Source organism: Mucilaginibacter sp. PPCGB 2223 (genome assembly GCF_001705515.1).
In the GTDB taxonomy this organism is placed as follows: domain Bacteria; phylum Bacteroidota; class Bacteroidia; order Sphingobacteriales; family Sphingobacteriaceae; genus Mucilaginibacter.
Map to the genome: position 1 here is coordinate 531,312 of NZ_MDJS01000003.1, position 24,427 is coordinate 555,738.

The window sequence follows — 24,427 nt, forward strand, 5'->3', positions numbered from 1 at the left end:
GTTAATTCTTAAACAGCCTGGTCCCAGCAGGCTTTAGTTGAGTGGTATCCAGTTTCGTTCCGCTCTTAAGGCGCAGTTCTATCACACCATACTGTGCCACTTTGCCGTATTTAATTATAGCAGAGCTATCCTTCAAAACGTTGATGGCCTCAATATCATTAGGGTTTAACGCTTTTGCATCGGCATCACCTTTATAAATCATCTTATCCTGCAAAAAGATCACCCAAAGCGGGGGCTTGCTCATCATTTGCGCACGGCCCGGTGTACAAATACGAATTGTGACGTTATTCCCTGGTTGCCAGGTTGTTTGCGCTGCCACGATGCCGCAAACAAATAACAGTATAATTATCGCGATGCTTCTTTTCATAAGGTTAATTGATTCACACTAAGTTGAACATTTTAAATCGGTGTAATCATAACAAATCGGTGAAATCCACTAAGGTAAAATTGAAGTTACATAATACTGCTTTCAGGATAGCACAGGATGATTATCAGCCATGCTTGTTATACTTTTAATTATTGCTGATAACATTCTGTAAGCAACAAACTAACCATTAACCTAAAAAATGTCATTGCGATCAATAATACTATTGACTGTTGGCGTATTCTGTATTCGGCAATCCCTGGCGCAAAGTAACTGGCAAAAAATAACGATGCCTGCCCTGGCCGAGGTAAAGGCAAATTTCATGAACCCGCCATCGCAGTATAGCTCCACTGTTACCTGGGGCTGGGATGGCAACATGACGCGCGATGTCATCGCCCGCGACCTGGATAAACTGTACAGTTTCGGCTTCCGTGCGGTAACCATCGAAGCAGGGTATAACATGGCTGGTAAATACCTGAGCGATGCCTGGTTCCAGTCCATAAAAGTGGCCGTCGAAGAAGCCAAAAAACGCGGTATGCATATCTGGATCATCGACGAAGGCAAATACCCCAGCGGTTTTGCGGGGGGCAAGTTTAGCGAGGAACACCCCGAATTGCGCATGCAGGCATTGACCGTCGCCGCACGCATCCATGCCGATGCAGGCGAGACCATTGATCGCGAAGTGCCCGATGCGGTAAGTGCTATCGCGGTAAACACAGCAGATAAAACCAGTAGAAGCATCGACGTAAATAACGGTAAACTCCATTTTACCTCACCTGCCGGCAGTTGGGATATTACCGTGGTTCAGCATCAGTTTAAAACATCCCCTACACGTTCGGCTAATAATCCTGCCAAAGGTAAAGATGGCACCGCTTCGCTGATAGATTACCTTAACCCCGAGGCTACCAAACAATTTTTGGCATACACCGAAGAACAGTATAAAAAGTATATCGGCAGCGAGTTTGGCAAAACCATTTTAGGCTTCCGCGGCGATGAGCCCGCATTTTCGTATACACCGTGGTCACCCAATCTGCCGATGGTATTCAAACAAAAAAAAGGCTACGACATAACACCTTACCTGGCTTCTTTCTTCATCAAAGACCCTTCACCAGAGCAAATCAAGGCCAGAGCTGATTTTTACGATGTATGGTCGGATATGTTTGGCGAGAACTTTTTTAAACCCCAGGGCGACTGGTGCAAAGCCAACGGTGTGGAATACATGGTGCATCTGGATAAGGACGATGATATGCAGCCTTTTGTACGCAGCGGCGGCGACTTTTTTAAGGATATGAAAGATGTCCAGATCCCCGGCGTCGACGTGATCTGGCACCAGATAGGCTGGGATACGGTCGCTAACTTCCCAAAATTCGCCTCTTCGGTATCACACATCTATAACAAACCAAGGGCATTGAGCGAAAGTTTCGCGGCATATCGCCCTAAGCTCGACGATGAACACGCCAAATGGATACTGGATCACCAGATGGTGCGTGGCATCAACCTGTTCGAAATGATGTTCATGGGTTCATCAGCCGCAAGCGGTACTCCCCGGGCGCAAAGCTACATGCTGGAACCGGCTTTCCCCGACCTGGTTAAGTATACCAATCGTGCCTGCTACCTGCTCAGTGCCGGTCGCCCGGCAACTCAGGTAGCCGTTTACCTGCCAACAAGCAGCTTATGGATGGGGGATACGAAAACAGATAAAAGCGAAATAGCCCTGGCTGAGCAATTACTAAATACCCAGCACGATTTTGATTTTGTAAGCGAGCAGGCTTTGGAGACCGACCTCGAACTGACCAAAGGCGAGTTTAAAACAGCATCGGGAACTACCTATAAAACCGTGATTGTTCCGGCAGTAACCGTTATGAGCGAGGTCGCCATCCATCGCATACGTGCTTTTGCCAAAGACGGCGGACAAGTTATTTTTATGGATAAAACGCCCGACATTTTAACTAAGGGCACATTTTTAAAAGCCTACGATGCTGCCCACGGCCCTACTAATTATAAGTGGTGCCGTGTGCAGGTTGGCCCGACAGATTTTGCCAACATCACCAATTTTGATGTAAAGCTGCGCAAACCCGCACCGGCCATAAAATACATACACCGCGTAATCAAGGATGCCGATATTTATTTTTTTTTTAACGAAGGCGCTGAAGAGCAGACCAATACGGCAACTATCACTCAAAATGGCTTTGTATATGCCTGGGATGCCATGACCGGCGACATGACCAACGAGATGGCCTTTAAACAGGGCGAGTACACCAGCTTCCAGCTCAAACTTAAATCACACGAAACCCGCTTTTATGTGGTTGTCAGGAAATAGCTAAAAATAATTGTAATATTGACATGAATTATAAACACCATTTAAAATGAAAATTATTCGTCAAGTTACAGCATTGGCTCTGTTTTGCCTTCCGGCGATGGCATGGGCACAACAGGCAAAAATTATTACCATCCAGGCTGATAAGCCAACAGTTAATGTATCGCCCAATATGTGGGGCATCTTTTTCGAAGATATTAACTTTTCGGCCGATGGCGGCCTGTATGCCGAATTGGTGAAAAACCGCTCGTTCGAGTTTCTAAAACCTATGATGGGCTGGAAAGAAGTGCGTGGTAATGGTGGCTCGGGCAGCGTGTTGATTATTAATCGCGGTAACGAAAATGTTAATAACCCGCGTTTTGCACGCATTACAGTAAAAGGAAATACCGGTTATTACGGTTTGACCAATGAGGGTTTTCGTGGAATGGGCATCAAAAAAGATGAGCAATACAATTTTTCCATCCTTGCCCGTAAAAGCGAAGGAAATGTAAAGATCAAAGTACAATTATTAAGCGCCGATGGTAAAACCGTTTTAGGCGAAAATGCCCTGCAGGGCTTTACCGATAAATGGGATAAATACAAAACATCGTTCACAGCCAATGCTACCGACGCGAAGGGCCAGTTTGCTATTTTATTTGAGGGACAGGGTGTACTGGATATCGACATGGTATCGCTTTTTCCGCAGCATACCTGGAAGGAACGCCCCGGCGGCCTGCGCGCCGACCTGGCTCAAAAGCTGGCCGACCTGCACCCGGGCTTTGTACGCTTCCCCGGTGGATGCATTGTGGAGGGGCGCGACCTGGCCAACCGTTACCAATGGAAAAAAACCGTTGGCGACGTGAACGAGCGCGAACTGATCATCAACCGCTGGAACATCGAGTTCCCGTACCGCTCCGCTCCCGACTATTTTCAGAGCTACGGCCTGGGTTTCTTTGAGTACTTCCAACTGGCCGAAGATATCGGCGCCGAGCCGTTGCCCATTTTAAACTGCGGTATGGCTTGTCAATATAATAGCGCCGAAGTTGCGCCGCTTGATCAGATCGATCCGTTTATACAGGACGCCCTGGACCTGGTTGAGTTCGCCAACGGCGCAGTTACCACTAAATGGGGTAAGCTGCGTGCCGCGATGGGCCACCCCGCTCCTTTCAATCTAAAAATGATGGGCATCGGCAACGAGCAGTGGGATGTGCAGTACCTGGACAGGTATAAGCTTTTCGCGAAAGCATTTGCTGCCAAATACCCCAATATCAAACTGGTAACCAGTTCGGGCCCGTCGCCAAGCGGTGATAAGTTCGACTACCTGCAAAAAGAACTGCGCGCGCAAAAGGCCAACTTTTTAGATGAGCACTATTACCAGTCGCCCGATTGGTTTATGCAAAATGCATCCCGCTACGATAATTACGACCGTAACAGCAGCAAAATATTCGCCGGCGAATATGCCGCGCATGCTAAGGAACCAAAAAACGCCAAAGAAGCCGAAGCCATGAACTGCTGGATAAGCGCCCTGGCCGAAGCCGCCTTCATGACCGGCCTTGAGCGTAATGCCGATGTGGTACAAATGGCCAGCTATGCGCCTTTGCTGGCTCACGTAGATGCATGGCAATGGCGCCCTGACCTGATCTGGTTTGATAACCTGCGCTCGGTTGGCACACCTAATTATTATGTGCAGCAGTTGTTTTCGGCCAATAAAGGCACGCAGGTAGTACCAGCTTTAGCCGATGGTAATGTAATTGCCGGTAAGGATAGTTTATACAGCAGCGCTACTATCGATAAAAAGAACAATACAGTTATTATTAAACTGGTAAATACATCGGCGAAAGCCATGCCGGTTAGTTTAGATATCAAAGGTAAAATAAACGGCACAGGTAAATGGACAGAGTTGACATCGGTAAACTTATTGGATATCAACACGCTGGATGATCCTAAAAAGATTTACCCGGTTGAGAAAGCGATAAACGGACGTAGTGTAACACTGGCGGCACATTCGGTTAATATGATAACGTACGAAACGAAACTATAAAACTATGTTATTGCGAAGGACGAAGCAATCTCTGAGGAAAGCCGGCGACATGTCCTATGAGATTGCCACGTCATCGCTGTTTTCAACGCGCTCTTCCTCGCAATGACAAATGTTAATATAAATGACCAACTGTTTTAGACCCATACTAATAATCGCATTCCTTTTGCAAGGGATAAGCGCCATAGCGCAGTTTAAACCCGATACACAGGGGTACAGCCGCCCAGTATTTGTGCAAAAGCAACATCCTAATAAAAAACATTATCTGATAACTAATTTTGGCGCCGCGGGCGATGGCAAAACGATCAACACTATCTCGATACAAAGAGCTATCGATGAGTGCTCGGCAAAAGGCGGTGGCGTGGTCGAAGTCCCGGCAGGTACGTTCATCAGTGGGTCCATCTTTTTAAAAAAGGGTGCAGATCTGCTTATCGACGCCAAAGGCGTGTTAAAAGGATCACTCAATCCGGATGATTATCCGCAGATACAAAGCAGCTTCGAAGGGGTCGATAGGATGTATACTGCCGCGTTTATCAACGCGCAAAACCTGTCGGGTTTCGAAGTATATGGCGAGGGCATGATTGATGGCTCGGGCGAAGATTATATCGCCGTTCATCGAAATATTACAACTAAACCTAAACCCGGCAAACCAAGATTGATCTGCTTCGATCATTGCAAAAACTTTACCATATCTGGCTTGCAATTGCATAACCAGGCCGTTTGGTGCCTGCACCTGTTTAAATGTACCGATGTTGTTGTTAACGGGTTAACCATAACCGCGGAGCACAACATCCCCAGCAGCGACGGGATAGATATCGACCAATGCACGCGGGTAGTGGTAAGTCATTGTGATATAGATGTAAATGATGATTGCATCTCGATCAAAGCCGGCCGCGAAACCAACGCTGTACCCAATTTGCTTTGCCAGGATATCACCATCGAAAATACCCGCTTTGGCTACGGGCATGGCGGCGTAGCGATGGGCAGCGAAACTTCGGGCGGAATTAAAAATGTTTTGGTAAGCAACTGCATTGCCGAAGCAGGTAACTGGGCTCCGGTAAGATTTAAATCGCAGCAAAGCCGCGGCGGTGTGGTTGAGCATATTGTATTCAAAAACTTTGAACTGAAAGGTGTGACTAAGGCTTTTGAAATGAATATGAACTGGACAAGTTCGCACGGTGTATTGGCTGCGCCATCAAACCCTTTACCGGTTGTGAAAGATGTAGAACTCATCAATGTGTGCGGCACGGCCAAAAGCGGCGGCAGCCTGCGGGGGTTAAAGGGTAGCCCGATAACCAATATAAAATTCACCAACTGTAAGATAGAAGCCCAAACCGGTTTAAAGATGACGGATGTTAAAGATGTGGACTATGCGGGTTTGGATTTGAAAGTTAGTGAAGGTGAGAAAATAATTAATGGAATACCAAAAGAATAACTAATTAAAACGTTGTTGCGAGCGGTAACGAAGACAACCGCACGAAGTAAGCTCATGAATACCTATAAAAAACAAACTATAGCATTCATAATCTCTACATAGGACACTCGATGCTTATAACCGGACCTGTATAGCATAGAGATTGCTTAGTGCCTCGCAATGACGTGATGGAAGAAGAAAAGAAACAACCATGAATAAACTCAACAAATTATCAACGGCATTACTGACAGCGCTGGCCATCACAGGCACGGCATCGGCACAAAAAACCGACTTTAAATTCGAGTTTGGCTCGGGAAAGAAAATTAAAGAAGGCTATACATCGGTAACACCGGCAACTGTCTATACCAAAGATCAGGGGTATGGTATCGATTTTGGGTATCCCGCCGAAGCTGTGGATAACGGCGGCAAGGATCCGCTTAAAGCGAGCAATCTTACCGGCAGCAAACCCTTTTATTTTTCGGTGGATGTACCCGAAGGAAATTATAAAGTAACCGTTACTTTGGGCGATGCCAAACAAGCTACAGTTACTACGGTAAGGGCAGAGTCGCGCCGCTTAATGCTGGAGAAAGTAGAAACCAAACCCGGCGAGTTTGTCACCAAAACATTCGTCGTTAATATCCGCAAACCGCAAATTGATGGTGGCACTAAGGTTGGCTTAAAGGACAGAGAACTAACAAAACTGGATTGGGATGATAAATTGACCCTTGAGTTTAATAATTCCCACCCAGCAGTATCGGCAGTTGAAATAACCAAAACCGACGACCAAATAACCGTTTACCTTGCCGGCAACAGCACCGTTGTCGATCAGGACGATGAACCCTGGGCAAGTTGGGGGCAAATGATCCCGCGCTTTTTTAAACCCGGCGTTGCCATTGCCGACCATGCCGAATCGGGTTTAACACTGGCCAGTTTTAAAGGCTCGCGCCGTTTGGATAAAGTATTCAGTACCGCCAAACCCGGCGACTATCTGTTTGTCGAGTTTGGCCACAATGACCAGAAAGAGCGTGGCCCTAACACCGGTGCCTGGAAAGCCTACACCGAAAGCTTTAAATATTTTATCGAACAGGCCAAAGCCAAAGGCATAATACCCGTCGTGGTAACATCAACCAGCCGCCGCGCTTTTAGCGATACTACCGGCAAAGTGGTAAACACACTGGGCGATTTCCCCGCGGCGGCACGCAAAGTTGCACAGGATGAAAGCGTAGCACTGATAGACGTTAACGCCATGACAGCCGATTTTTACAATGCTTTAGGTAAAGAGGCCTCAACTAAGGCTTTTGTACACTACGCTGCCAATACCTGGCCGGGGCAGGGCAATAAACCGTTGGCCGATAATACGCACTTTAACAGCTACGGCGCTTACGAGATAGCCAAATGTGTGATCGAGGGTATACGCTCAAACCATTTGGGATTGGAAAAATACCTGATCGATGCGCCAAAGTTCGACCCATCGCACCCGGATGACCCGAATATATTTAGCCTGCCGCTTAGCTCGCCAAGCCCGGTATTAAAGGCGGCCATGTTTGCTAAACCGGATGGGAATTGAGTTGTGAGTTGATGGTTGCGAGTTGTGAGTTAAATAAGGCATAAATGAAAGGATAATTAAAGCGTCATTGCGAGGTACGAAGCAATCCACGACTTACAGAGCCGCTCTGCATAGCATAGAGATTGCTTCGTCCCTCGCAATGACGTGATGGAGATAAAGGATGAACAGATGAAAAAAATATTACTGCTTTTGTTGCTACCGCTACTCACCAACGCCCAGGTATTACACAAACCAATACCCGATAAATTAGTGGTACTTACCTTTGACGACGCTATTGTTACGCAGTATACCGTAGTAGCACCATTGCTTAAAAAGTATGGTTTTGGTGCGACGTTTTTTGTGTGCGAGTTTACCAATCCGCCGTTTAGCGATAAAAGTAAATACCTGAGTTGGGAGCAGATCGCCGCACTGAATAAAATGGGCTTCGAGATCGGCAATCATACCCAAAATCATACGCATGTTAACAAAATGGATAGCCTGCATTTTGCCAGCGAGTTAAAGTATATCGAAAGCAAATGCGCACAATACCATATACCCAAACCTGTCAGTTTTGCTTACCCGGGCTATGATGTGGGCCCGAAGGCTTTGCCGGTTTTAAAAGCAGCAGGGTATGTATTTGCCAGGCAAGGTTTGAACCGGCCGTATGATCCGCTTACGGATAACCCGCTTTTGATGCCCGGCCTGACAACGACAGCCGATAACAGCAAAGATGTTTACGATATCTTATCCAAAGCTAATCACGGTAAGATCGTGGTGCTAACCATGCACGGTGTGCCCGACGAAGCGCATCCCTGGGTAAATACCCCGCCCGGATTATTTGAGCAATACCTCAAATTTTTAAAGGATAATCATTACAGGGTGATCGCCATGCGTGATCTGAAGCAGTATATCGATGTTGGGTCGGAAAGTCCGAAAGACCGGAAGTCCGAAAGATGAGCTAATTAAAAACGAATGCTCAATTAATTAATTCCGGACTTTCGGTCTTTCCGACTTCCGGACTAACAATAACCAATTTTATATTAACCTCACAAAAATGAAAAGTCTCAAAAAAATTGTCATCACCAGTTTATGCGGACTGCAAATGACCGCCGCGCTTGTGGCAAACGGGCAGCAAATCCCGGTATTGGAAACCGGCGGCAAAGCCATGCCCGACGAATGGATCGATAAAGACACCGGTCACAAGGTTATTCGCCTGGTACGCAGGCCGGGCACTACCAATGGCAGCTTTTATTTTAACAATTATTGCTTTGTGCCCCGCGGCGAAAAACAAGGCGACCTGATGGTGTTTTCGGGAAGCACTACCAAAGAGATGGGTAATCAACTCTTCACCGTCAACCTGAAAACGCTGGAAGTTAAACAGCTTACCCACCACCCGCACATAGCCGGCGAAATGGTTTGCCCTAAAACACACGATGCTTTTTACCAAAGTGGCGATAGTGTCTGGGCCGTAAACGCCATCACAGGTAAAAACAGGTTCATTTATGCTTTCGACCCGAGCTTTAAAGGCCGTGTAGGTACGGTTAATGCTGATGGCACTTACCTGGCTTGCGTTAAGGCTACCGGCGACCAGGAACGCGAGATACTGAAACAATACCCTGAAAAGAGCCAGTTTTTTAACCGGATATATGATGCCCACATTGAACATACCCTTTATACTCTCAACGTTAAAACCGGAGAATTGAAAGAAATTCACCGCGAAAACGAGTGGACCAACCACCTGCTGTTCTCGCCTGTCGACCCGGATATTTTGTCGTACTGCCACGAAGGCCCCTGGGAAAAGAACGACCGCATCTGGAACATCAACATCAAAACCCTAAAAAATACCCTGATGCACGTACGCACCATGCCCAACGAGATAGCCGGGCATGAATTTTTCGGCATCGGCGGCCAGCACGAGTGGTTCGACCTGCAAAAGCCTAAAGGCAAAACTTTCTTTTTAGCTGCTTTTGATATGAAGACCGGCAAAGAGGACCGTATTTACGAGATGGAGCGCAACGAATGGTCGATACATTTTAACGTGAGCAAAGACGAGCAAACTTTTTGCGGCGATGGCGGCGACCCTGGCCAGGTAGCCAAAGCTCCCGATGGCGAATGGATCTACCTGTTTAAACCTAATGGCGATCGTTTTAAATCAGAAAAACTGGTGAACATGAAAAACCACCACTATAAACTGGAGCCCAACGTACACTTTTCGCCCGATGAAAAATGGATCATCTTCCGTGCTAATTTTGAAGGGGTAGATAACGAGCAGGTGTATGCTGTGGAGATAGCGAAGCACTGATTTTGATGTGCAAATCAGAAAATGTGCAGATGTGCAAATGACTTTAAAATGATTAGTCATTTGCACATTCGCACATTACTTAGCGAAGCGCTCCTTCAAATACTTCCCTGTATAAGAGTTCTTCTCCTTGATTAAATCTTCCGGCACGCCTTCAAACACTACCTGGCCGCCGTTGTTACCGCCTTCGGGGCCAATGTCAATTACCCAGTCGGCACATTTAATAACGTCCATATTGTGTTCTATTACGATAATGGTATTGCCATGATCGATCAGCGCATCGAACGATTTCAACAGTTTTTTAATATCATGAAAATGCAGCCCTGTTGTAGGCTCATCAAATATAAATAAGGTTTTATGCGCGTTATTACCTTTAACCAGGAAAGATGCCAGCTTGATACGCTGCGCTTCGCCGCCTGATAAGGTGTTGGACGATTGCCCTAAATGGACATAACCCAAACCAACATCCACCAAAGGCTTAATTTTGGCAATGATCTTCGGCTCTTTGGCGAAAAATACCAAAGCCTCGTCGATAGTCATATTCAGCACATCATCAACATTTTTTTCATTATAAGTAACATCGAGCACGTGTTGCTTAAAGCGCTTGCCGCCGCAGGTATCGCAGGTCAAAAAGATATCGGCCATAAACTGCATTTCTATCTTCACTTCGCCTTCGCCCTGGCAGGTATCGCAACGGCCGCCTTCAACATTGAATGAAAATGCCGATGGCTTCAGGCCTGTGCCTTTTGCGGCAGGCTGAGCAGCATACAGGTTGCGTATTTCGTCCCAAGCCTTTACGTAGGTTACCGGGTTTGAGCGCGAGGAGCGGCCGATGGGGTTTTGATCCACCAGCTCAACCTGCTCAATTTTGCGGTAATCACCGTCGATACCATCGTAACTACCGGTTTGCTCGCCGGTGTAGCTGCCTAAGGCTTTTTGCAATGCAGGAGCTAAAATACGTTTCACCAGGCTGGTTTTACCAGAGCCCGACACGCCGGTTACTACAGTAAGAACCCCTATCGGGAATTTGGCGGTCACGTTTTTAAGGTTATTTTCGCGGGCGCCTTTTATTTCGATAAAGTCGTTCCATTTGCGGCGGTGCGCCGGGATGGTGATCTCTTCTCTCCTGCTCAGGTATTTACCGGTTAGGCTATGTGCATCTTGCAGTATTTCCTCGTAGGTACCTTCAAATATCAATTCGCCGCCATGGGTACCGGCCTCGGGGCCGATATCGATGAGGTAATCGGCCGCCTGCATAATTTCTTCCTCGTGCTCTACGATGATCACGGTATTGCCCACATCCCGTAAGGATTTTAGTACTTTGATGAGCTTTTGCGTGTCGCGCGGGTGCAGGCCGATGCTCGGCTCATCCAATACATAGATCGACCCTACCAAACTACTGCCCAGCGAGGTTGCCAGATTGATACGCTGTGATTCACCGCCCGACAAGGTATTCGATAAACGGTTTAAGGTCAGATATCCTAACCCTACATCGTTTAAAAATCCGAGGCGGTTAATGATCTCTACCAGCAGACGTTTAGCGATGGTCTCATCATGCTTATCAAGCTTTAGGTCGTGAAAAAACTCAAAAGCTTTGTCGAGCGGCATCAGCACAATATCGGTAATGGATTTACCGTCGATCTTTACATAAGCAGCATCCGGTCGCAGGCGGCTGCCCTTGCAATCGGGGCAATTGGTTTTACCCCGGTAACGCGACAGGATAACCCGGTATTGTATCTTATAGGTCTGCTCTTCAAGCTCTTTAAAAAACTCATCCAGCCCGCGGAAGTACTTATTACCTGTCCACAGCAATTGTTGCTGCTTTTCTGTCAGTTGATTATAGGCTCGATGTATCGGAAAATCGAACTGAATAGCGGTTTTCACCAGTTGATCGTTCCATTCGCGCATTTTTTCGCCGCGCCATGGGGCTATCGCACCCTCGTAAATGGTTTTGCTTTTATCGGGGATAACCAGGTCCTCGTCAATACCGATGATCTTACCGTAGCCCTCACAACGCTTGCAGGCGCCGTAAGGGTTATTAAAACTGAAGAAGTTGGGCGTAGGTTCTTCAAAACGCAGGCCGTCCAGTTCAAATCTGTCGCAGAAGAAACGTTCCTGCTCGCCTTCTTTGTTGTTGTATCGCACAAAGCAATCGCCTTTGCCTTCGAAAAAAGCAGTTTGTACCGAGTCGGCTGCACGGCTGATGGTTTCGTCTTCGTTGTTTTTATTGATACGATCCACAACAATGCGGATCTGGCCGCTGCCCATCGAATCATTGCCGACCGAACTATCTTCCAATAAGTCTTCTATCCGCGAAATCGAACCTAAGTATTCTACACGCACAAAACCTTTCTGCATCAAAACTGCCAACTCTTCTTTTACGCTGCGGTTATTATGCGGGTGCAGCGGGCAGAGGATAGTAACGGTAGTTTCATCGGGCAGGCTGCTGAAAAAGTTCACCACATCGGTAACGGTATCCTTTTTTACCACCTGGCCCGACACCGGCGAAATGGTTTTGCCGATACGGCTGTAAAGCAATTTCAGATAATCGTATATCTCGGTAGAGGTACCCACAGTTGAGCGCGGGTTGGAGGTGATGACCTTTTGCTCGATGGCGATGGCCGGTGCAATACCTTTGATATAATCCACCTCAGGTTTATTCATCCTGCCTAAAAACTGCCGGGCGTAGGATGACAGGCTTTCCACGTAACGCCGCTGCCCTTCGGCGTACAGGGTATCAAAAGCCAGCGAGGATTTACCCGAGCCCGACATGCCCGTAATTACTACCAGCTTATTTTTGGGAATAGCCACATCCATGTTTTTGAGGTTGTGCACCCTGGCCCCTTTGATCAGTATATTTTTCTGCGAATCTATCGTAGTTTCGTTCTTCATCCGTTTGTAAAAAATTTGGTGGATTTTCCTTCTAAGAAAATATAATTCTTAAATTTATATAGCGGCACAAAAATATAGCTTTAATCGTCCGGATAAACCCGAATTATCAATTTTATTTTTTGTTTTGTGTCAAATTATTATTTCATTTGAATCTGTTAAACCATTAATTAAAACAAAAGTCACTATAGAAGCAACTCTACTTAAATAATAATCGTATATCAATTAGTACTTAAAGTTGTATTTCTATGGATTTTCAATCGAAGAGTGACCAGGATCTGATCCATCTGTATGTTGCAGGTAACGAGGCAGGTTTGAAAGAACTCATCCGCCGTTACCAGTCAAAAATTTACACCTCCATTTACCTGCTTGTTAAAGACGAATATCTTGCCGAAGATATTTTTCAGGACGCGTTCATCAAAGTGATCAACACCCTGAAGGCTGGCCGGTACAACGAGGAAGGTAAATTTTTACCCTGGGTTATCCGCATCGCGCATAACCTGGTGATCGATCATTTCCGTAAAGAGAAACGTACCCCGGTTATCAGCAACGGCGACGACTTCGACATTTTTGAAGTGTTGGGCCGTTACGACGAAAGCATTGAGGACCGCCTGGTGCGTGAACAAACCTACAAGGACTTGAAGGCATTGATCCAGCTTTTGCCTGCTGAGCAGAAAGAGGTATTGATTATGCGCCACTATGGTGATATGAGCTTTAAAGAGATTGCTGATATTACCGAAGTGAGTATCAATACCGCGCTTGGCCGCATGCGTTATGCCTTAAATAACCTGCGTAAAATGATGCAAAATAAAGAACTTGCGTTAAAAAATTAATACCCCCGATATACGGTTCACCCATTGTGTCCCCGTAAGGTATGTTGCCATAGAAACGTACCTTACGGGGATTTGTTTTGCAAATCAATTTCATCTTTTTTTCATAATTATTTCATATAGCGTTATACCTAAATGAAATTTTCTCCGTTTCATGAATATCGTTTCTTTTACTCCCGGGCACATTTTCTTACCTGCAGCACTGCATATACAATACCAAGATGAAATTTAGATGAAAAAAAATATGTTTTTGTAAAATAATTTAAATAAGCTTGCGTTAAGATATCATAATTTAACTGCGAAGCGTATGATAGAACTGTTTACAAAAGATTTAAATTCACCTGAAATCGATAACGACATGAAGGATGCTGAAGCCATAGAAAACGTTGGGACCGATGAAATGTTGTTCTACAACTCGATACGTGCTGATCTGCAGCAGATACAGATGAAGCCAAAATCAGAAACCATAGATAACATTCTTCACTATTCGCGAAACTACGCAGGCTGATTATAATGGGGTAAATTAATTACCTTGTTATATTTGCGCATGCTCAAAGCCGAACGTTATCAGCATTTCGTCGAATATTTTTCGAAACATCAGCCTAAACCTGTTACCGAGTTGCATTACGGTAACCCTTTTCAGCTATTGATTGCGGTTATCCTATCCGCACAATGTACCGATAAACGCATCAACCAGGTTACCCCTGCACTTTTTGAACGTTACCCCACGCCCGAATCGTTAGCCGGGTCATCGTCCGACGAAGTATTTACCTATATCCGCAGTGTGAGCTATCCTAACAATAAAGCCAAACATTTGGTCGGGATGGCTAAAATGTTGGTAGAGGTTTTTCATGGCGAAGTACCTTCGGAAGTCAACGACCTGCAAAAAATGCCCGGGGTTGGCCGCAAAACCGCTAACGTTATTGCATCGGTTATTTATGATGCGCCGGCGATGGCTGTGGACACGCACGTATTCAGGGTATCCAACCGTATCGGGCTCACCACCAAAGCTACTACCCCTTTGGCTGTCGAAAAGCAACTGGTAAAATACCTGCCGCAGGAGGTAATAGGCATCGCGCATCATTGGCTCATTCTGCACGGCCGCTATATCTGTGTGGCACGCAGCCCAAAGTGCGACGTTTGCCCCTTAACCTGGTTTTGTAAATATTACGAACAAACACATACCGAGGGTTATCTGCAAAAGGCCGAAGCCGCCGAAAAAAAGAAAGCCGATCAGAAAAAGAAAAAACAAAAGCTCGATACAATCAGCAAAGAGCTTAAAAAACGCAGTGTGGATAAAGATATTTGATGATTGCACGCAGCTTCGTTATGTTTACTTTTCCAAATAAAATAAATACTAAAAAAATTAGTTATTCTAAAAATATTAGTATATTTGTTTCTCAATAATATTTAAGAATGAGCAGCGCAGAAAAATTAAAGGCATTACAGCTTACGTTGGATAAGCTTGAAAAATCATACGGCAAAGGTACCATTATGAAATTGGGTGATACCGCTATTGAACCAATAGAAGTTATTTCGACAGGTTCGTTAGGTTTGGATATCGCTTTAGGAGTTGGCGGTTTGCCAAAAGGCCGGGTGATCGAGGTTTACGGCCCGGAATCTTCGGGTAAAACAACCCTGGCCATCCACGCCATTGCCGAAGCACAGAAAAAAGGTGGCATTGCTGCCTTCATCGATGCGGAGCATGCTTTTGATAAATACTACGCCCAGAAATTAGGTGTGGATGTGGAGAACCTGCTGATATCGCAGCCCGATAACGGCGAACAGGCTTTGGAGATTGCCGATAACCTGATCCGCTCGGGAGCGATCGACATTATCGTGATCGACTCGGTAGCGGCTTTGGTGCCAAAAGGTGAGATCGAAGGCGAAATGGGCGACTCAAAAATGGGTTTACAGGCCCGTTTAATGTCGCAGGCCTTGCGCAAACTAACCGGTACTATTTCAAAAACCGGCTGCTGCTGTATCTTTATCAACCAGCTGCGCGATAAGATCGGTGTAATGTTCGGCAATCCCGAAACTACCACCGGTGGTAACGCATTAAAATTTTATGCTTCGGTACGCCTGGATATCCGCCGCATATCGCAGATTAAAGATACCGACGAGGTATCGGGTAACCGCGTAAAAGTGAAGATCGTTAAAAATAAGGTTGCTCCTCCGTTCAGGATAGCCGAGTTTGATATCATGTTTGGCGAAGGTATCTCCAAATCGGGTGAGATCATTGACTTAGGTGTCGAATATGAGATCATCAAAAAATCGGGTTCCTGGTTTAGTTATGGCGAAACCCGTTTGGGCCAGGGCCGCGATGCGGTTAAGCAATTGATTTTGGATAACCCGGAGTTAGCCGAAGAGCTGGAGGCCCGGATAAAAGAAGTAGTGACCGGCGAAGCCCTGGAAAAGTAATAATTTTGATATAACAAAATAATTAGAAACCTCCCTGAATGTCGCGGGGAGGTTTTTTTGTTTTTCACACATATATGCTACCGTTCTAAAACATAAATTTGTGTTTTGGACGTTATATTGAAAGACTAACATTTGCCTGCGTATTGAGAACATTTATACTTTCTTTACTGCTCACCATTACCGCGATAACGGCATTCGCGCAGGCACCAGCTAACGATGAGGCCGCAAATGCCATTACCCTGACCAGCCTTACATCGGCCTGCTCGGCCGATGGCGCATATACCAATGTGAACGCCACGGCAAGCCTGACTGCCGGCGATAAGGATGTATGGTTTAAGTTTACAGCTATAGCTTTTGATGTGAGCATTACTGTTACCGGCAACGGAGCCACCCCTCTAAACTCACCCGGCATCGACTTGTATTCATCGGTATCGCCAACGTATACGGCAGCTATAGGCTCGGCAGCTAACGGCACAACCACAACAACTTATTATAAAGGAGCGCTTACCATAGGCCAAACCTACTATTTCAGAGTGTACGGGCGCACCGGGAGCACAGGCACATTTAAACTCTGCATCAATAACTATAACCCCATTTTACAGGCCGGGCAGGATTACAGCACTGCATCCATTTTATGCAATAAAGCAAGTTTCACCCAAACCGGGGTTACAGGCGCGGGCGTCAATAACCGCGAATCGGCAGGCACGTGCCTCGATGTGGGCGGCGGTGGCTCGATTGAAGCAAACGCAGCATGGTACAAATGGACCGCCGCCAACAACGGGAGCCTGACTTTTACCATCACTCCAACAGTTGTTGCCCCACTTGCCGACGACATCGATTGGGTTTTGTATGACCTTGGCCCGGGGGGCACACTCCCCCTAAATGCAACAAATGCCATCCGCTGTGATGCCAGCCGGGGCGTTGATTGCGTAGCACCCGATCCTATTTATTATAAAACCGGGCTAAGGACAGGCGAAACAAAAAACAGCGAGCCCCCCGGCTGCGGAATAAACATCAATGGGTTTGATGCCCCGGTAGATATGATACAGGGACACGTATATGCCCTGCTAATCAATAATTTCTCTAACGGCAACAACGGCTTCACCATTGACTTTGGGGGCACCGGCGAGTTTGAGGGCCCGAAAGCAGCATTTAATGTAGTTGGCGGCACGCCATGTACTGCCGGGCAGGTGTTCACTTTCACTAATCAATCGAGCAATTATACCAATCTGCAGTGGAGTTTTGGAGAAGGTGCCACCCCCGCTACTGCAACAGGCGACGGGCCGTTTATGGTTACCTATGCCAACCCGGGTTACAAAACCCCGGTGCTGTTAGCCAAAGGCGGACAGGGCTGCACTGTTGTGGCCGACACGACTTTTATTGTAGGCGTAACACCGCCTAAACCGCAAATAGATACTACCCGCACCGGCTATTGCCTGCTCGATACCTTAACCCTGAGCACACCAACACAGGTGGGATATACCTATCAGTGGACGGGGCCGAACGGTTTTTCGAGCACTGATCCTACCATAAAACTGGCGCTCACATCATATAATATGGCCGGGGCGTATACCTTAACCGTTACCCAATATGGCTGTACGAGCGATGTAGCATCAGTAAACCTGGTAACCATCGGCAAAAAACCGGTGGTTGATTTTACTGTTACCGCCAATAACCAATGTACCCCTCAGGCCAGTTTTACCATCACCAACAACAGTACCGATTATACAAGCCTGCAATGGGATTACGGGTCGGGAGCCAACGCAGCTGTATCAACAGGCCCCAATACGCAGGATATCACGTACAGTACCTACGGGCAAAAAACTATTACCTTGACCGCTACAGGCGATAAAGGCTGCATTACCGTACTTTCAAAAACCATATTTTATCCTTTAAAACCGGCGGTACCAGTGATAAACCCCATCGGTAAGTATTGCGTTGGCGACACCATTAAATTAAGTACTACATCAATTGCCGACAGCTACTTGTGGACCGGGCCGAATGGGTTTACTTCTACATCGGCTATAGCTAAAATTCCGGCAACGGCAGCCGCTGCCGGCACTTACAACCTGGTGGTTACCGCAGGGCCATGCTCCAGCGATGCGGGATCCATCGTGGTCGATCCGTCGCAGATCATCCCGATACCGGTAGCCTCATTTACGGCCACCCCGGTAATACCTTCCAACTTACCCGTACCTACATCAGTAGCCTTTACCAATACCTCAGCATTGGCCGATAGTTATTTATGGAACTTTGGCGATGGCAGCACATCAACAGCAGTGAACCCTGTACATACCTACAGCACAAAAGGCGATTTTACCGTTACGCTTACGGCTACCAGCCAGGGGCAATGCAGCAATAATGTGAGCAAAGGGAAATTGATTTTGCGCTACCAGGTGGTGATCTTCATCCCGAATACTTTTACGCCGAACGGGGATGGTATAAATGATGTTTTCAATGTGAAGATAACGAGCCTCAAAACCTATCACATCAGTATATTTAACCGGCTGGGTGTCAAAATTTTTGATGGTTATGACCTAAGCAATGCCTGGCCAGGTACTTACCAGGGGCACCCGGTACCGATCGGTACCTATTATTACGTGATCGACGCGGTGAGTTTGAATGATGATGCGCTAAAAGAATCGGGTTACGTTACCGTGCTGCGTTAAACCGCATCAACATCAATACCTATTTGCCTGAGCAGTAATGACGCATTAAAGGTTTTACACTCGCCATGTTTGATCTTATAGTCAAACAGCATTTCGCCGTCAATCACCTGGATATCGAAGTAAAAATTACGAACGTACTCCGGGTATTTTTGCTCCAGTTGGGCAATCTGCAGATCGTGGGTAGCTACAAGCCCTACGCCCTTTTTGCTGATCAGTTGTTCGATCATGGCTTTTGAGCCCTTGTATTTGTCGACAGAATTAGTGCCGCGCAGCATCTCATCGATCAAAAAATAAACCTTTTCATGACCGTCGACAGCCGCAAGCAGCATCTGCAAACGATCAAGCTCGGCTTTAAATGTTGAGGTACTTTCGTTGAGCGAATCTTTAATACGCATATAGCTGATAATGGTCATTACCGATACGTTCATGCTTCGTGCACAAACGGGTGCACCGCACAACGCCAGTACAGTATTGATGCCCAGGGTACGCAAGAAAGTACTTTTGCCGGCCATGTTCGAGCCGGTGATGATATCGATCTTCAGCTCATTATTCAGTTCAAAATCATTATCGACACGATTTTTGCTATTGATCAACGGGTGTGCTATGCTTTGCGCAGATAAGGTATAACCGTCGCCATCGGCAATTTCCGGATAGCACCAATCCGGATAATTGATGGCCAGGCTACTCAAACTTAATAAAGCCTCAATTTCGGCCAACACCCCAAAAGCCTGCTCCAGGTTTTGCCTGTTGCTGTGTTTCCATTTTTCGATTGCAATGATCTGGCGGATATCCCACAGAAAAAACACATTCAAAAAAATGCCGATGATAATATTGAGATGATAATTAAGCTTTTCGATCAATCGCGACAGTTGTTTGATCTGTACCGAGGTGCTCCCCAACTGTTCGCTTTTAATTGTACCGGCAAGGTCAATAAGATATTTCGATTGCCATTGTCCATCTTCAATTTTCGCGAAGATATCGGCGTACATACCCAGCACCCTACCTATCTTACCGGCTATCGTATCGGTTTTTTTGATGTATTTACCCCTTGAAGATACCAATCCGATATTAATCAACCCCAACCCTATAGCAGCTTTATCGAAAGGCGAATAAAAATATCCGGCGATCATTAGCAATACCAATAAAAAAGGCGCAATCTTACAATAAACAACGAGCCATTTTTCGCCCGGCATATCGATGGGCAGGCGCAGATAGGATGACAGCTGCCTGATCTGATCTTTATCCTGCTTCATCGCAAAAAGTACTGCCGCCTGGAAATCTGTTTTCCAGGATGATTTGCCGGATAACTCTTTTACTGCCTGCTGGCGTTGCAGTATCGCTTCTTTATCAGCCGCCGAGCTTAGCCAGTCTGCCAGTTTACTGTTGCCATCTGCTGTAGCGCAGCGGTTAATTAACTGAAAAAGTGAAGCTTGACCGAAGATATCCAGATCGGAAGTGTAATAATGTTTTTCATCTGCGAAAGCGGCGCCGTTATCGTAGAGGTTGCCGCGATTCAGGATACTATCGATTTCATTTTCGTTTACTCTTTTCAGGTTTTCAAAGTATTCGCGCTGAGCTTCGAAAACACTCTGCCGTTGTACCAGCCAGGCGAAACTCCCGCCAAGAACAACAAAGGATACTGCGAAAATCAGGTAGCTTTCCTGTTTAACTGCAAAAACAATAAACATTAAAAACAGCAGAAATACGCCCAGCCTGATAAACGAGTAAATATTGACAAGCCTTTTAAACCTATCTGCTTCGCTTTGAGCCGACGCTTTGGCAAGGGCATAATTTTGTAGGATATCGTCGTTCATTTCAAAGCAAATTAATCGAAAATTGATCGCTTTATCGGCATATATTCGTTCTTTTGTTTTAATAATGAAGATCACGCTCCTCGCTATCGGCAAAACCGAAGACAGCTATTTAAAAGATGGCATCGGCAAATACCTGTCGAGGTTAAAGCATTATATTAAGTTTGAGATAGTCGAAGTCCCTGAATTAAAAAACACCAAGGCCCTGAGCCAGGAACAGCAAAAAGCTAAAGAAGCCGAGCTTATCTTTAAAAATACCGCAACTACCGATCACCTTATCTTGCTGGATGAGCAAGGCGCAGAAATGACCTCGGTACAGTTTTCGGTGATGCTCAATAAAAAGATGATCGGCTCGGTGCAGAATTTGGTGTTTATTATCGGCGGGCCCTACGGCTTTGATGATAGCGTTTACAAACGCGCCAACGATAAGCTTTCGCTTTCGCGGATGACGTTTTCGCATCAGATGGTGCGCCTGTTTTTTGTAGAGCAGGTTTACCGCGCCTTCACTATTTTAAAAGGCGAGCCCTACCATCATCAATAACATTGATACACAATTAATACGGCTTTAACGCTTTTAGCGTTATCTTTGCACTATGGGACACGACCACAGCCACCATCACCACCATGGCCACGGCCATCATCATCACGATCATGCACCGAAGATCGATCATATCAATACGGCGTTCGTTATCGGCATCATTTTAAACTCAGCCTTTGTCATCATCGAGGTGATAACAGGTATTGTAACCCATTCGTTATCGCTGCTAACCGATGCCGGCCACAACCTGAGCGATGTGGCTGCTTTGGCGCTGGCGCTGCTGGCATTTAAGCTTACCAGAGTTGCCTCGAACAAACAATATACTTACGGTTATAAAAGCTCAACCATTATTGTTTCCCTGTTGAACGCTTTTGTACTGATAGTGGGTATCGGTTTTATTATATATGAAGCCGTGATGCGTTTTATCAACCCTGCTCCAAGCATTGCGGGCGATACTATTGCCTGGGTAGCTTTTGTCGGCATTGGCGTTAACGCTTTAACAGCATGGCTTTTTACCCGCGATAAGGATGGAAAAAAAGACCTGAACGTAAAAGGCGCTTACATTCACATGGCGGTAGACGCCATTGTATCATTCGGTGTGGTTATATCGGGTGTTATTATCTACTTTACGCATTTATACTGGATAGACAGCGTAGTGAGTTTGATCATCGCCGTAGTGATCTTAAAAGGCACCTGGAGCCTGCTGCAGGATAGCCTGCGCCTGGCTATGGACGGCGTACCAAAGGAAATGAACCTCGAAAAGATCAAAGCCGAACTGATGAAAGTAAAAGGCGTTACCGATGTGCACCACATGCACGTTTGGGCCTTAAGCACTACCGAAAACGCATTGACCGCGCATTTGGTTATCGACCAGGACCACATTTCGACCTTCGATAATATGAAGCACGACCTGCGCCACCGATTAGAGCATCTTGAAATAACCCACAGTACCTTTGAGCCGGAGCTGAGCAGTGTTAAATGCGAACAGGTGGACTGTTAATTCAAAACGCTTATCGCTTTCATAAACCCCTTCCTACACCTTCCCCAAGGAAGGAATCGCACAGGCCAGCGCTTCTTTTTCAATTCCCTCCCATGGGGAGGGGTGTGATGGGCCGTGACGTGGCAGGGAGGGGTTAAACTATGTATTCAACAAAGTACGATCAAACCCCTTCGGTAATTTAATATCCGATTCCTTTCTAACTATTGATAAAACTGTATCTCCCAATGTCCGGAGTACATTTATCAGATCATATTTAACTTCGGCTTCGCTAAAGCGGATAAACCTTACGCCTAAACTCTCCAGCTTTAATTGTCTTTTTTCGTCTTTTATAAATGCCTTCTCATTATTATGAGACATTCCGTCTATCTCGATAGCCAACATCAACTCTTTACAGTAAAAATCTACGATATAGTTATCGATACATCTTTGGCGGTCAAAGTCAAAACCCCATAACTTATCCGATTTCAATTCATTCCAGAGTAATACTTCACCAAAGGTCATATCCTTACGAAGTTTACGTGCAAGTGCTTTCAGTTCGGGATTGTACGGGATAATTTTAGCCATTTTGTTTATGAATGGTTTTTCACCTGTATATCTTAGAAACCCCTCCCTACACCCTCCCAAGGGAGGGAATCGCACATGTCCTTTGCTTCTTTGACTTTTTAATTTCGACTTTACAAAGGAATATTCCCGTGCTTCTTCCTCGGGTTATTTACTACTTTATTTTCGAGCATTTTAAACGCCTGTATCAGTTTAGCGCGGGTATCGGCCGGTTCGATCACCTCGTCGATAAAGCCGCGCTCGGCAGCGCGGTATGGGTTGGCAAAGATATCGGCATATTGCTGCTCCATCTCTTTCCATTTGGCTTCCGGGTCGGGTGCGCTGGTGATCTCGCGCTTAAAGATAATTTCGGCAGCGCCTTTGGCGCCCATCACAGCTATCTCGGCACTTGGCCAGGCGTAGTTCATATCGGCCCCGATGTGTTTGGAGTTCATCACATCGTAAGCGCCACCGTAGGCTTTACGGGTAATTACCGTAACACGCGGAACGGTAGCTTCGCTAAAAGCATATAGCAATTTGGCCCCGTTGGTAATGATGGCGTTCCACTCCTGGTCGGTGCCCGGCAAAAAGCCCGGTACGTCTTCAAACACTAATAAGGGGATGTTAAAACAATCGCAGAAGCGGATAAACCTCGCCCCTTTTTTGGATGAGTTGATATCCAGCACACCGGCTAAAAATGCCGGCTGGTTGGCTACGATACCAATGCTGCGGCCTGCCAATCGCGCAAAGCCAACTACGATATTTTCGGCATAGTCTTTATGTACTTCAAGGAATGAGCCATCGTCAATCACCTCGTCGATCACTTCGCGGATATCGTAAGGCTGCGATACATTTTCGGGCAAAATGTCGTTCAGTTTTGCGCGTTTTTCGTCACCAGCTTCGTAAGGCAGTATCGGCGCCTTTTCCTCGCAATTTTGCGGGATATAGCTCAACAGTTTTTTGATGTGCCGAATGGCTGCAATCTCGTTGGCGCAGGCAAAATGCGTCACGCCCGATTTGCTGGCATGGGTTTGCGCACCGCCAAGTTCTTCGCTGGTTACGATCTCGTGGGTAACGGTTTTTACCACGTTGGGCCCGGTAACAAACATATACGAGGTATGCTCCACCATCAAAATAAAATCGGTAATGGCGGGCGAATACACCGCCCCACCGGCGCAGGGCCCCATAATGGCCGATATTTGCGGGATGACGCCGCTTGCCATGGTATTGCGGTAAAAGATATCGGCGTAGCCGCCCAAGGATACTACCCCCTCCTGTATACGGGCACCGCCCGAGTCGTTCAAACCTACAACCGGTGCTCCGTTCTTCATGGCCAGATCCATAATCTTGCAGATCTTTTCGGCATGGGTTTCGGATAGTGAGCCCCCAAAGACTGTAAAATCCTGCGAAAAAACATATACCAGCTTGCCGTTAATGGTGCCATAACCGGTAACCACGCCATCGCCCGGATATTTTTCTTTCTCCATGCCAAAATCGGTCGACCGGTGCGATACCAGCATCCCGATTTCCTGGAAAGAGCCTTCGTCCAATAAAAAATGTAAACGCTCGCGCGCCGTTAATTTGCCTTTTTTATGCTGACTTTCGATGCGGTGCTTACCGCCGCCTAAATATGCCTGTTCTTGTTTTTGCCTTAGGGTATCCAGTTTTTTATCCACAACGTAGGTTTTATAATTTGTTAGTGGGTTAAAAATATGAATTATATACTAATTCTGTCATTAGTAGCGGCGCCTAATAAATTATTGCTTATATTA

18 protein-coding genes are annotated in these 24,427 nt (G+C 46.3%); 13 read left to right on the plus strand and 5 right to left on the minus strand.

The window, feature by feature from the left end:
* Window position 1 precedes the first annotated feature (1 nt).
* Window positions 2-367: a hypothetical protein gene (locus BEL04_RS17030; protein WP_066005986.1), complete on the minus strand. Its 366-nt coding sequence runs from the start codon at window positions 365-367 to the stop codon at window positions 2-4.
* 199 nt (window positions 368-566) lie between these two features.
* On the opposite strand from BEL04_RS17030, the gene BEL04_RS17035 reads away from it, so the two are divergent.
* The 6 genes from BEL04_RS17035 (at window position 567) to BEL04_RS17060 (ending at window position 9,960) form a co-directional block, all read left to right on the plus strand.
* Window positions 567-2,684, plus strand: coding sequence for a glycosyl hydrolase (locus BEL04_RS17035; RefSeq protein WP_083227969.1), 2,118 nt, complete (start codon window positions 567-569; stop codon window positions 2,682-2,684).
* Window positions 2,685-2,730: 46 nt separating this feature from the next.
* Window positions 2,731-4,701, plus strand: coding sequence for an alpha-L-arabinofuranosidase C-terminal domain-containing protein (locus tag BEL04_RS17040; RefSeq protein ID WP_066005987.1), 1,971 nt, complete (start codon window positions 2,731-2,733; stop codon window positions 4,699-4,701).
* A gap of 163 nt (window positions 4,702-4,864) precedes the next feature.
* The gene (locus tag BEL04_RS17045; RefSeq protein ID WP_066005988.1) at window positions 4,865-6,133 is read left to right on the plus strand and encodes a glycoside hydrolase family 28 protein; all 1,269 of its coding nucleotides are present in this window, start codon (window positions 4,865-4,867) and stop codon (window positions 6,131-6,133) included.
* Window positions 6,134-6,323: 190 nt separating this feature from the next.
* Complete coding sequence (locus tag BEL04_RS17050) at window positions 6,324-7,679, plus strand: rhamnogalacturonan acetylesterase (protein WP_066005989.1); 1,356 nt, start codon at window positions 6,324-6,326, stop codon at window positions 7,677-7,679.
* 168 nt (window positions 7,680-7,847) lie between these two features.
* On the plus strand, window positions 7,848-8,615 hold the full coding sequence (locus tag BEL04_RS17055) for a polysaccharide deacetylase family protein (RefSeq protein WP_066006254.1): 768 nt from the start codon (window positions 7,848-7,850) through the stop codon (window positions 8,613-8,615).
* A gap of 97 nt (window positions 8,616-8,712) precedes the next feature.
* A complete protein-coding gene (locus tag BEL04_RS17060; RefSeq protein WP_066005990.1) occupies window positions 8,713-9,960 on the plus strand; it encodes an oligogalacturonate lyase family protein in 1,248 nt (415 codons plus the stop codon).
* A gap of 75 nt (window positions 9,961-10,035) precedes the next feature.
* On the opposite strand, the gene uvrA is transcribed toward BEL04_RS17060, so the two are convergent.
* On the minus strand, window positions 10,036-12,849 hold the full coding sequence (gene uvrA, locus BEL04_RS17065; RefSeq protein WP_066005991.1) for an excinuclease ABC subunit UvrA: 2,814 nt from the start codon (window positions 12,847-12,849) through the stop codon (window positions 10,036-10,038).
* 245 nt (window positions 12,850-13,094) lie between these two features.
* On the opposite strand from uvrA, the gene BEL04_RS17070 reads away from it, so the two are divergent.
* The 5 genes from BEL04_RS17070 (at window position 13,095) to BEL04_RS17090 (ending at window position 18,766) form a co-directional block, all read left to right on the plus strand.
* Window positions 13,095-13,679 (plus strand): RNA polymerase sigma factor, encoded by a 585-nt coding sequence (locus BEL04_RS17070; protein WP_066005992.1) that lies wholly within the window; start codon window positions 13,095-13,097, stop codon window positions 13,677-13,679.
* Between the two features lie 355 nt (window positions 13,680-14,034).
* Complete coding sequence (locus BEL04_RS24420) at window positions 14,035-14,184, plus strand: hypothetical protein (protein ID WP_175404102.1); 150 nt, start codon at window positions 14,035-14,037, stop codon at window positions 14,182-14,184.
* Window positions 14,185-14,223: 39 nt separating this feature from the next.
* Window positions 14,224-14,985 carry an endonuclease III gene (gene nth, locus BEL04_RS17080; RefSeq protein ID WP_066005994.1) on the plus strand — a complete coding sequence of 254 codons (762 nt, stop codon included), beginning with the start codon at window positions 14,224-14,226 and terminating at the stop codon, window positions 14,983-14,985.
* Window positions 14,986-15,092: 107 nt separating this feature from the next.
* Window positions 15,093-16,097: a recombinase RecA gene (gene recA / locus BEL04_RS17085; protein WP_066005995.1), complete on the plus strand. Its 1,005-nt coding sequence runs from the start codon at window positions 15,093-15,095 to the stop codon at window positions 16,095-16,097.
* A gap of 143 nt (window positions 16,098-16,240) precedes the next feature.
* A complete protein-coding gene (locus BEL04_RS17090) occupies window positions 16,241-18,766 on the plus strand; it encodes a PKD domain-containing protein (RefSeq protein WP_066005996.1) in 2,526 nt (841 codons plus the stop codon).
* On the opposite strand, the gene BEL04_RS17095 is transcribed toward BEL04_RS17090, so the two are convergent.
* Complete coding sequence (locus BEL04_RS17095) at window positions 18,763-20,580, minus strand: hypothetical protein (protein ID WP_066005997.1); 1,818 nt, start codon at window positions 20,578-20,580, stop codon at window positions 18,763-18,765. The two genes, BEL04_RS17090 and BEL04_RS17095, sit on opposite strands and share 4 nt — an antisense overlap.
* A gap of 64 nt (window positions 20,581-20,644) precedes the next feature.
* Here BEL04_RS17095 and rlmH point away from each other — a divergent pair, with 64 nt between their 5' ends.
* Window positions 20,645-21,118: a 23S rRNA (pseudouridine(1915)-N(3))-methyltransferase RlmH gene (gene rlmH / locus BEL04_RS17100; RefSeq protein WP_066005998.1), complete on the plus strand. Its 474-nt coding sequence runs from the start codon at window positions 20,645-20,647 to the stop codon at window positions 21,116-21,118.
* A 52-nt stretch (window positions 21,119-21,170) separates the two neighbouring features.
* The gene (locus BEL04_RS17105) at window positions 21,171-22,115 is read left to right on the plus strand and encodes a cation diffusion facilitator family transporter (RefSeq protein WP_066005999.1); all 945 of its coding nucleotides are present in this window, start codon (window positions 21,171-21,173) and stop codon (window positions 22,113-22,115) included.
* 138 nt (window positions 22,116-22,253) lie between these two features.
* Here BEL04_RS17105 and BEL04_RS17110 read toward each other — a convergent pair whose 3' ends face one another.
* A complete protein-coding gene (locus BEL04_RS17110; protein ID WP_066006000.1) occupies window positions 22,254-22,679 on the minus strand; it encodes an endonuclease domain-containing protein in 426 nt (141 codons plus the stop codon).
* A gap of 110 nt (window positions 22,680-22,789) precedes the next feature.
* A complete protein-coding gene (locus BEL04_RS17115) occupies window positions 22,790-24,331 on the minus strand; it encodes an acyl-CoA carboxylase subunit beta (protein WP_066006001.1) in 1,542 nt (513 codons plus the stop codon).
* Window positions 24,332-24,427 lie beyond the last annotated feature (96 nt).

What these genes read in the sequence shown, in the direction of transcription:
- BEL04_RS17030 (WP_066005986.1), bottom strand. Translation starts at nt 367, where the DNA reads ATGAAAAGAAGCATCGCGATAATTATACTGTTATTTGTTTGCGGCATC.
- BEL04_RS17035 (WP_083227969.1), top strand. Translation starts at nt 567, where the DNA reads ATGTCATTGCGATCAATAATACTATTGACTGTTGGCGTATTCTGTATT.
- BEL04_RS17040 (WP_066005987.1), top strand. Translation starts at nt 2,731, where the DNA reads ATGAAAATTATTCGTCAAGTTACAGCATTGGCTCTGTTTTGCCTTCCG.
- BEL04_RS17050 (WP_066005989.1), top strand. Translation starts at nt 6,324, where the DNA reads ATGAATAAACTCAACAAATTATCAACGGCATTACTGACAGCGCTGGCC.
- BEL04_RS17055 (WP_066006254.1), top strand. Translation starts at nt 7,848, where the DNA reads ATGAAAAAAATATTACTGCTTTTGTTGCTACCGCTACTCACCAACGCC.
- BEL04_RS17060 (WP_066005990.1), top strand. Translation starts at nt 8,713, where the DNA reads ATGAAAAGTCTCAAAAAAATTGTCATCACCAGTTTATGCGGACTGCAA.
- uvrA (WP_066005991.1), bottom strand. Translation starts at nt 12,849, where the DNA reads ATGAAGAACGAAACTACGATAGATTCGCAGAAAAATATACTGATCAAA.
- BEL04_RS17070 (WP_066005992.1), top strand. Translation starts at nt 13,095, where the DNA reads ATGGATTTTCAATCGAAGAGTGACCAGGATCTGATCCATCTGTATGTT.
- BEL04_RS24420 (WP_175404102.1), top strand. Translation starts at nt 14,035, where the DNA reads ATGAAGGATGCTGAAGCCATAGAAAACGTTGGGACCGATGAAATGTTG.
- nth (WP_066005994.1), top strand. Translation starts at nt 14,224, where the DNA reads ATGCTCAAAGCCGAACGTTATCAGCATTTCGTCGAATATTTTTCGAAA.
- recA (WP_066005995.1), top strand. Translation starts at nt 15,093, where the DNA reads ATGAGCAGCGCAGAAAAATTAAAGGCATTACAGCTTACGTTGGATAAG.
- BEL04_RS17095 (WP_066005997.1), bottom strand. Translation starts at nt 20,580, where the DNA reads ATGAACGACGATATCCTACAAAATTATGCCCTTGCCAAAGCGTCGGCT.
- rlmH (WP_066005998.1), top strand. Translation starts at nt 20,645, where the DNA reads ATGAAGATCACGCTCCTCGCTATCGGCAAAACCGAAGACAGCTATTTA.
- BEL04_RS17105 (WP_066005999.1), top strand. Translation starts at nt 21,171, where the DNA reads ATGGGACACGACCACAGCCACCATCACCACCATGGCCACGGCCATCAT.
- BEL04_RS17110 (WP_066006000.1), bottom strand. Translation starts at nt 22,679, where the DNA reads ATGGCTAAAATTATCCCGTACAATCCCGAACTGAAAGCACTTGCACGT.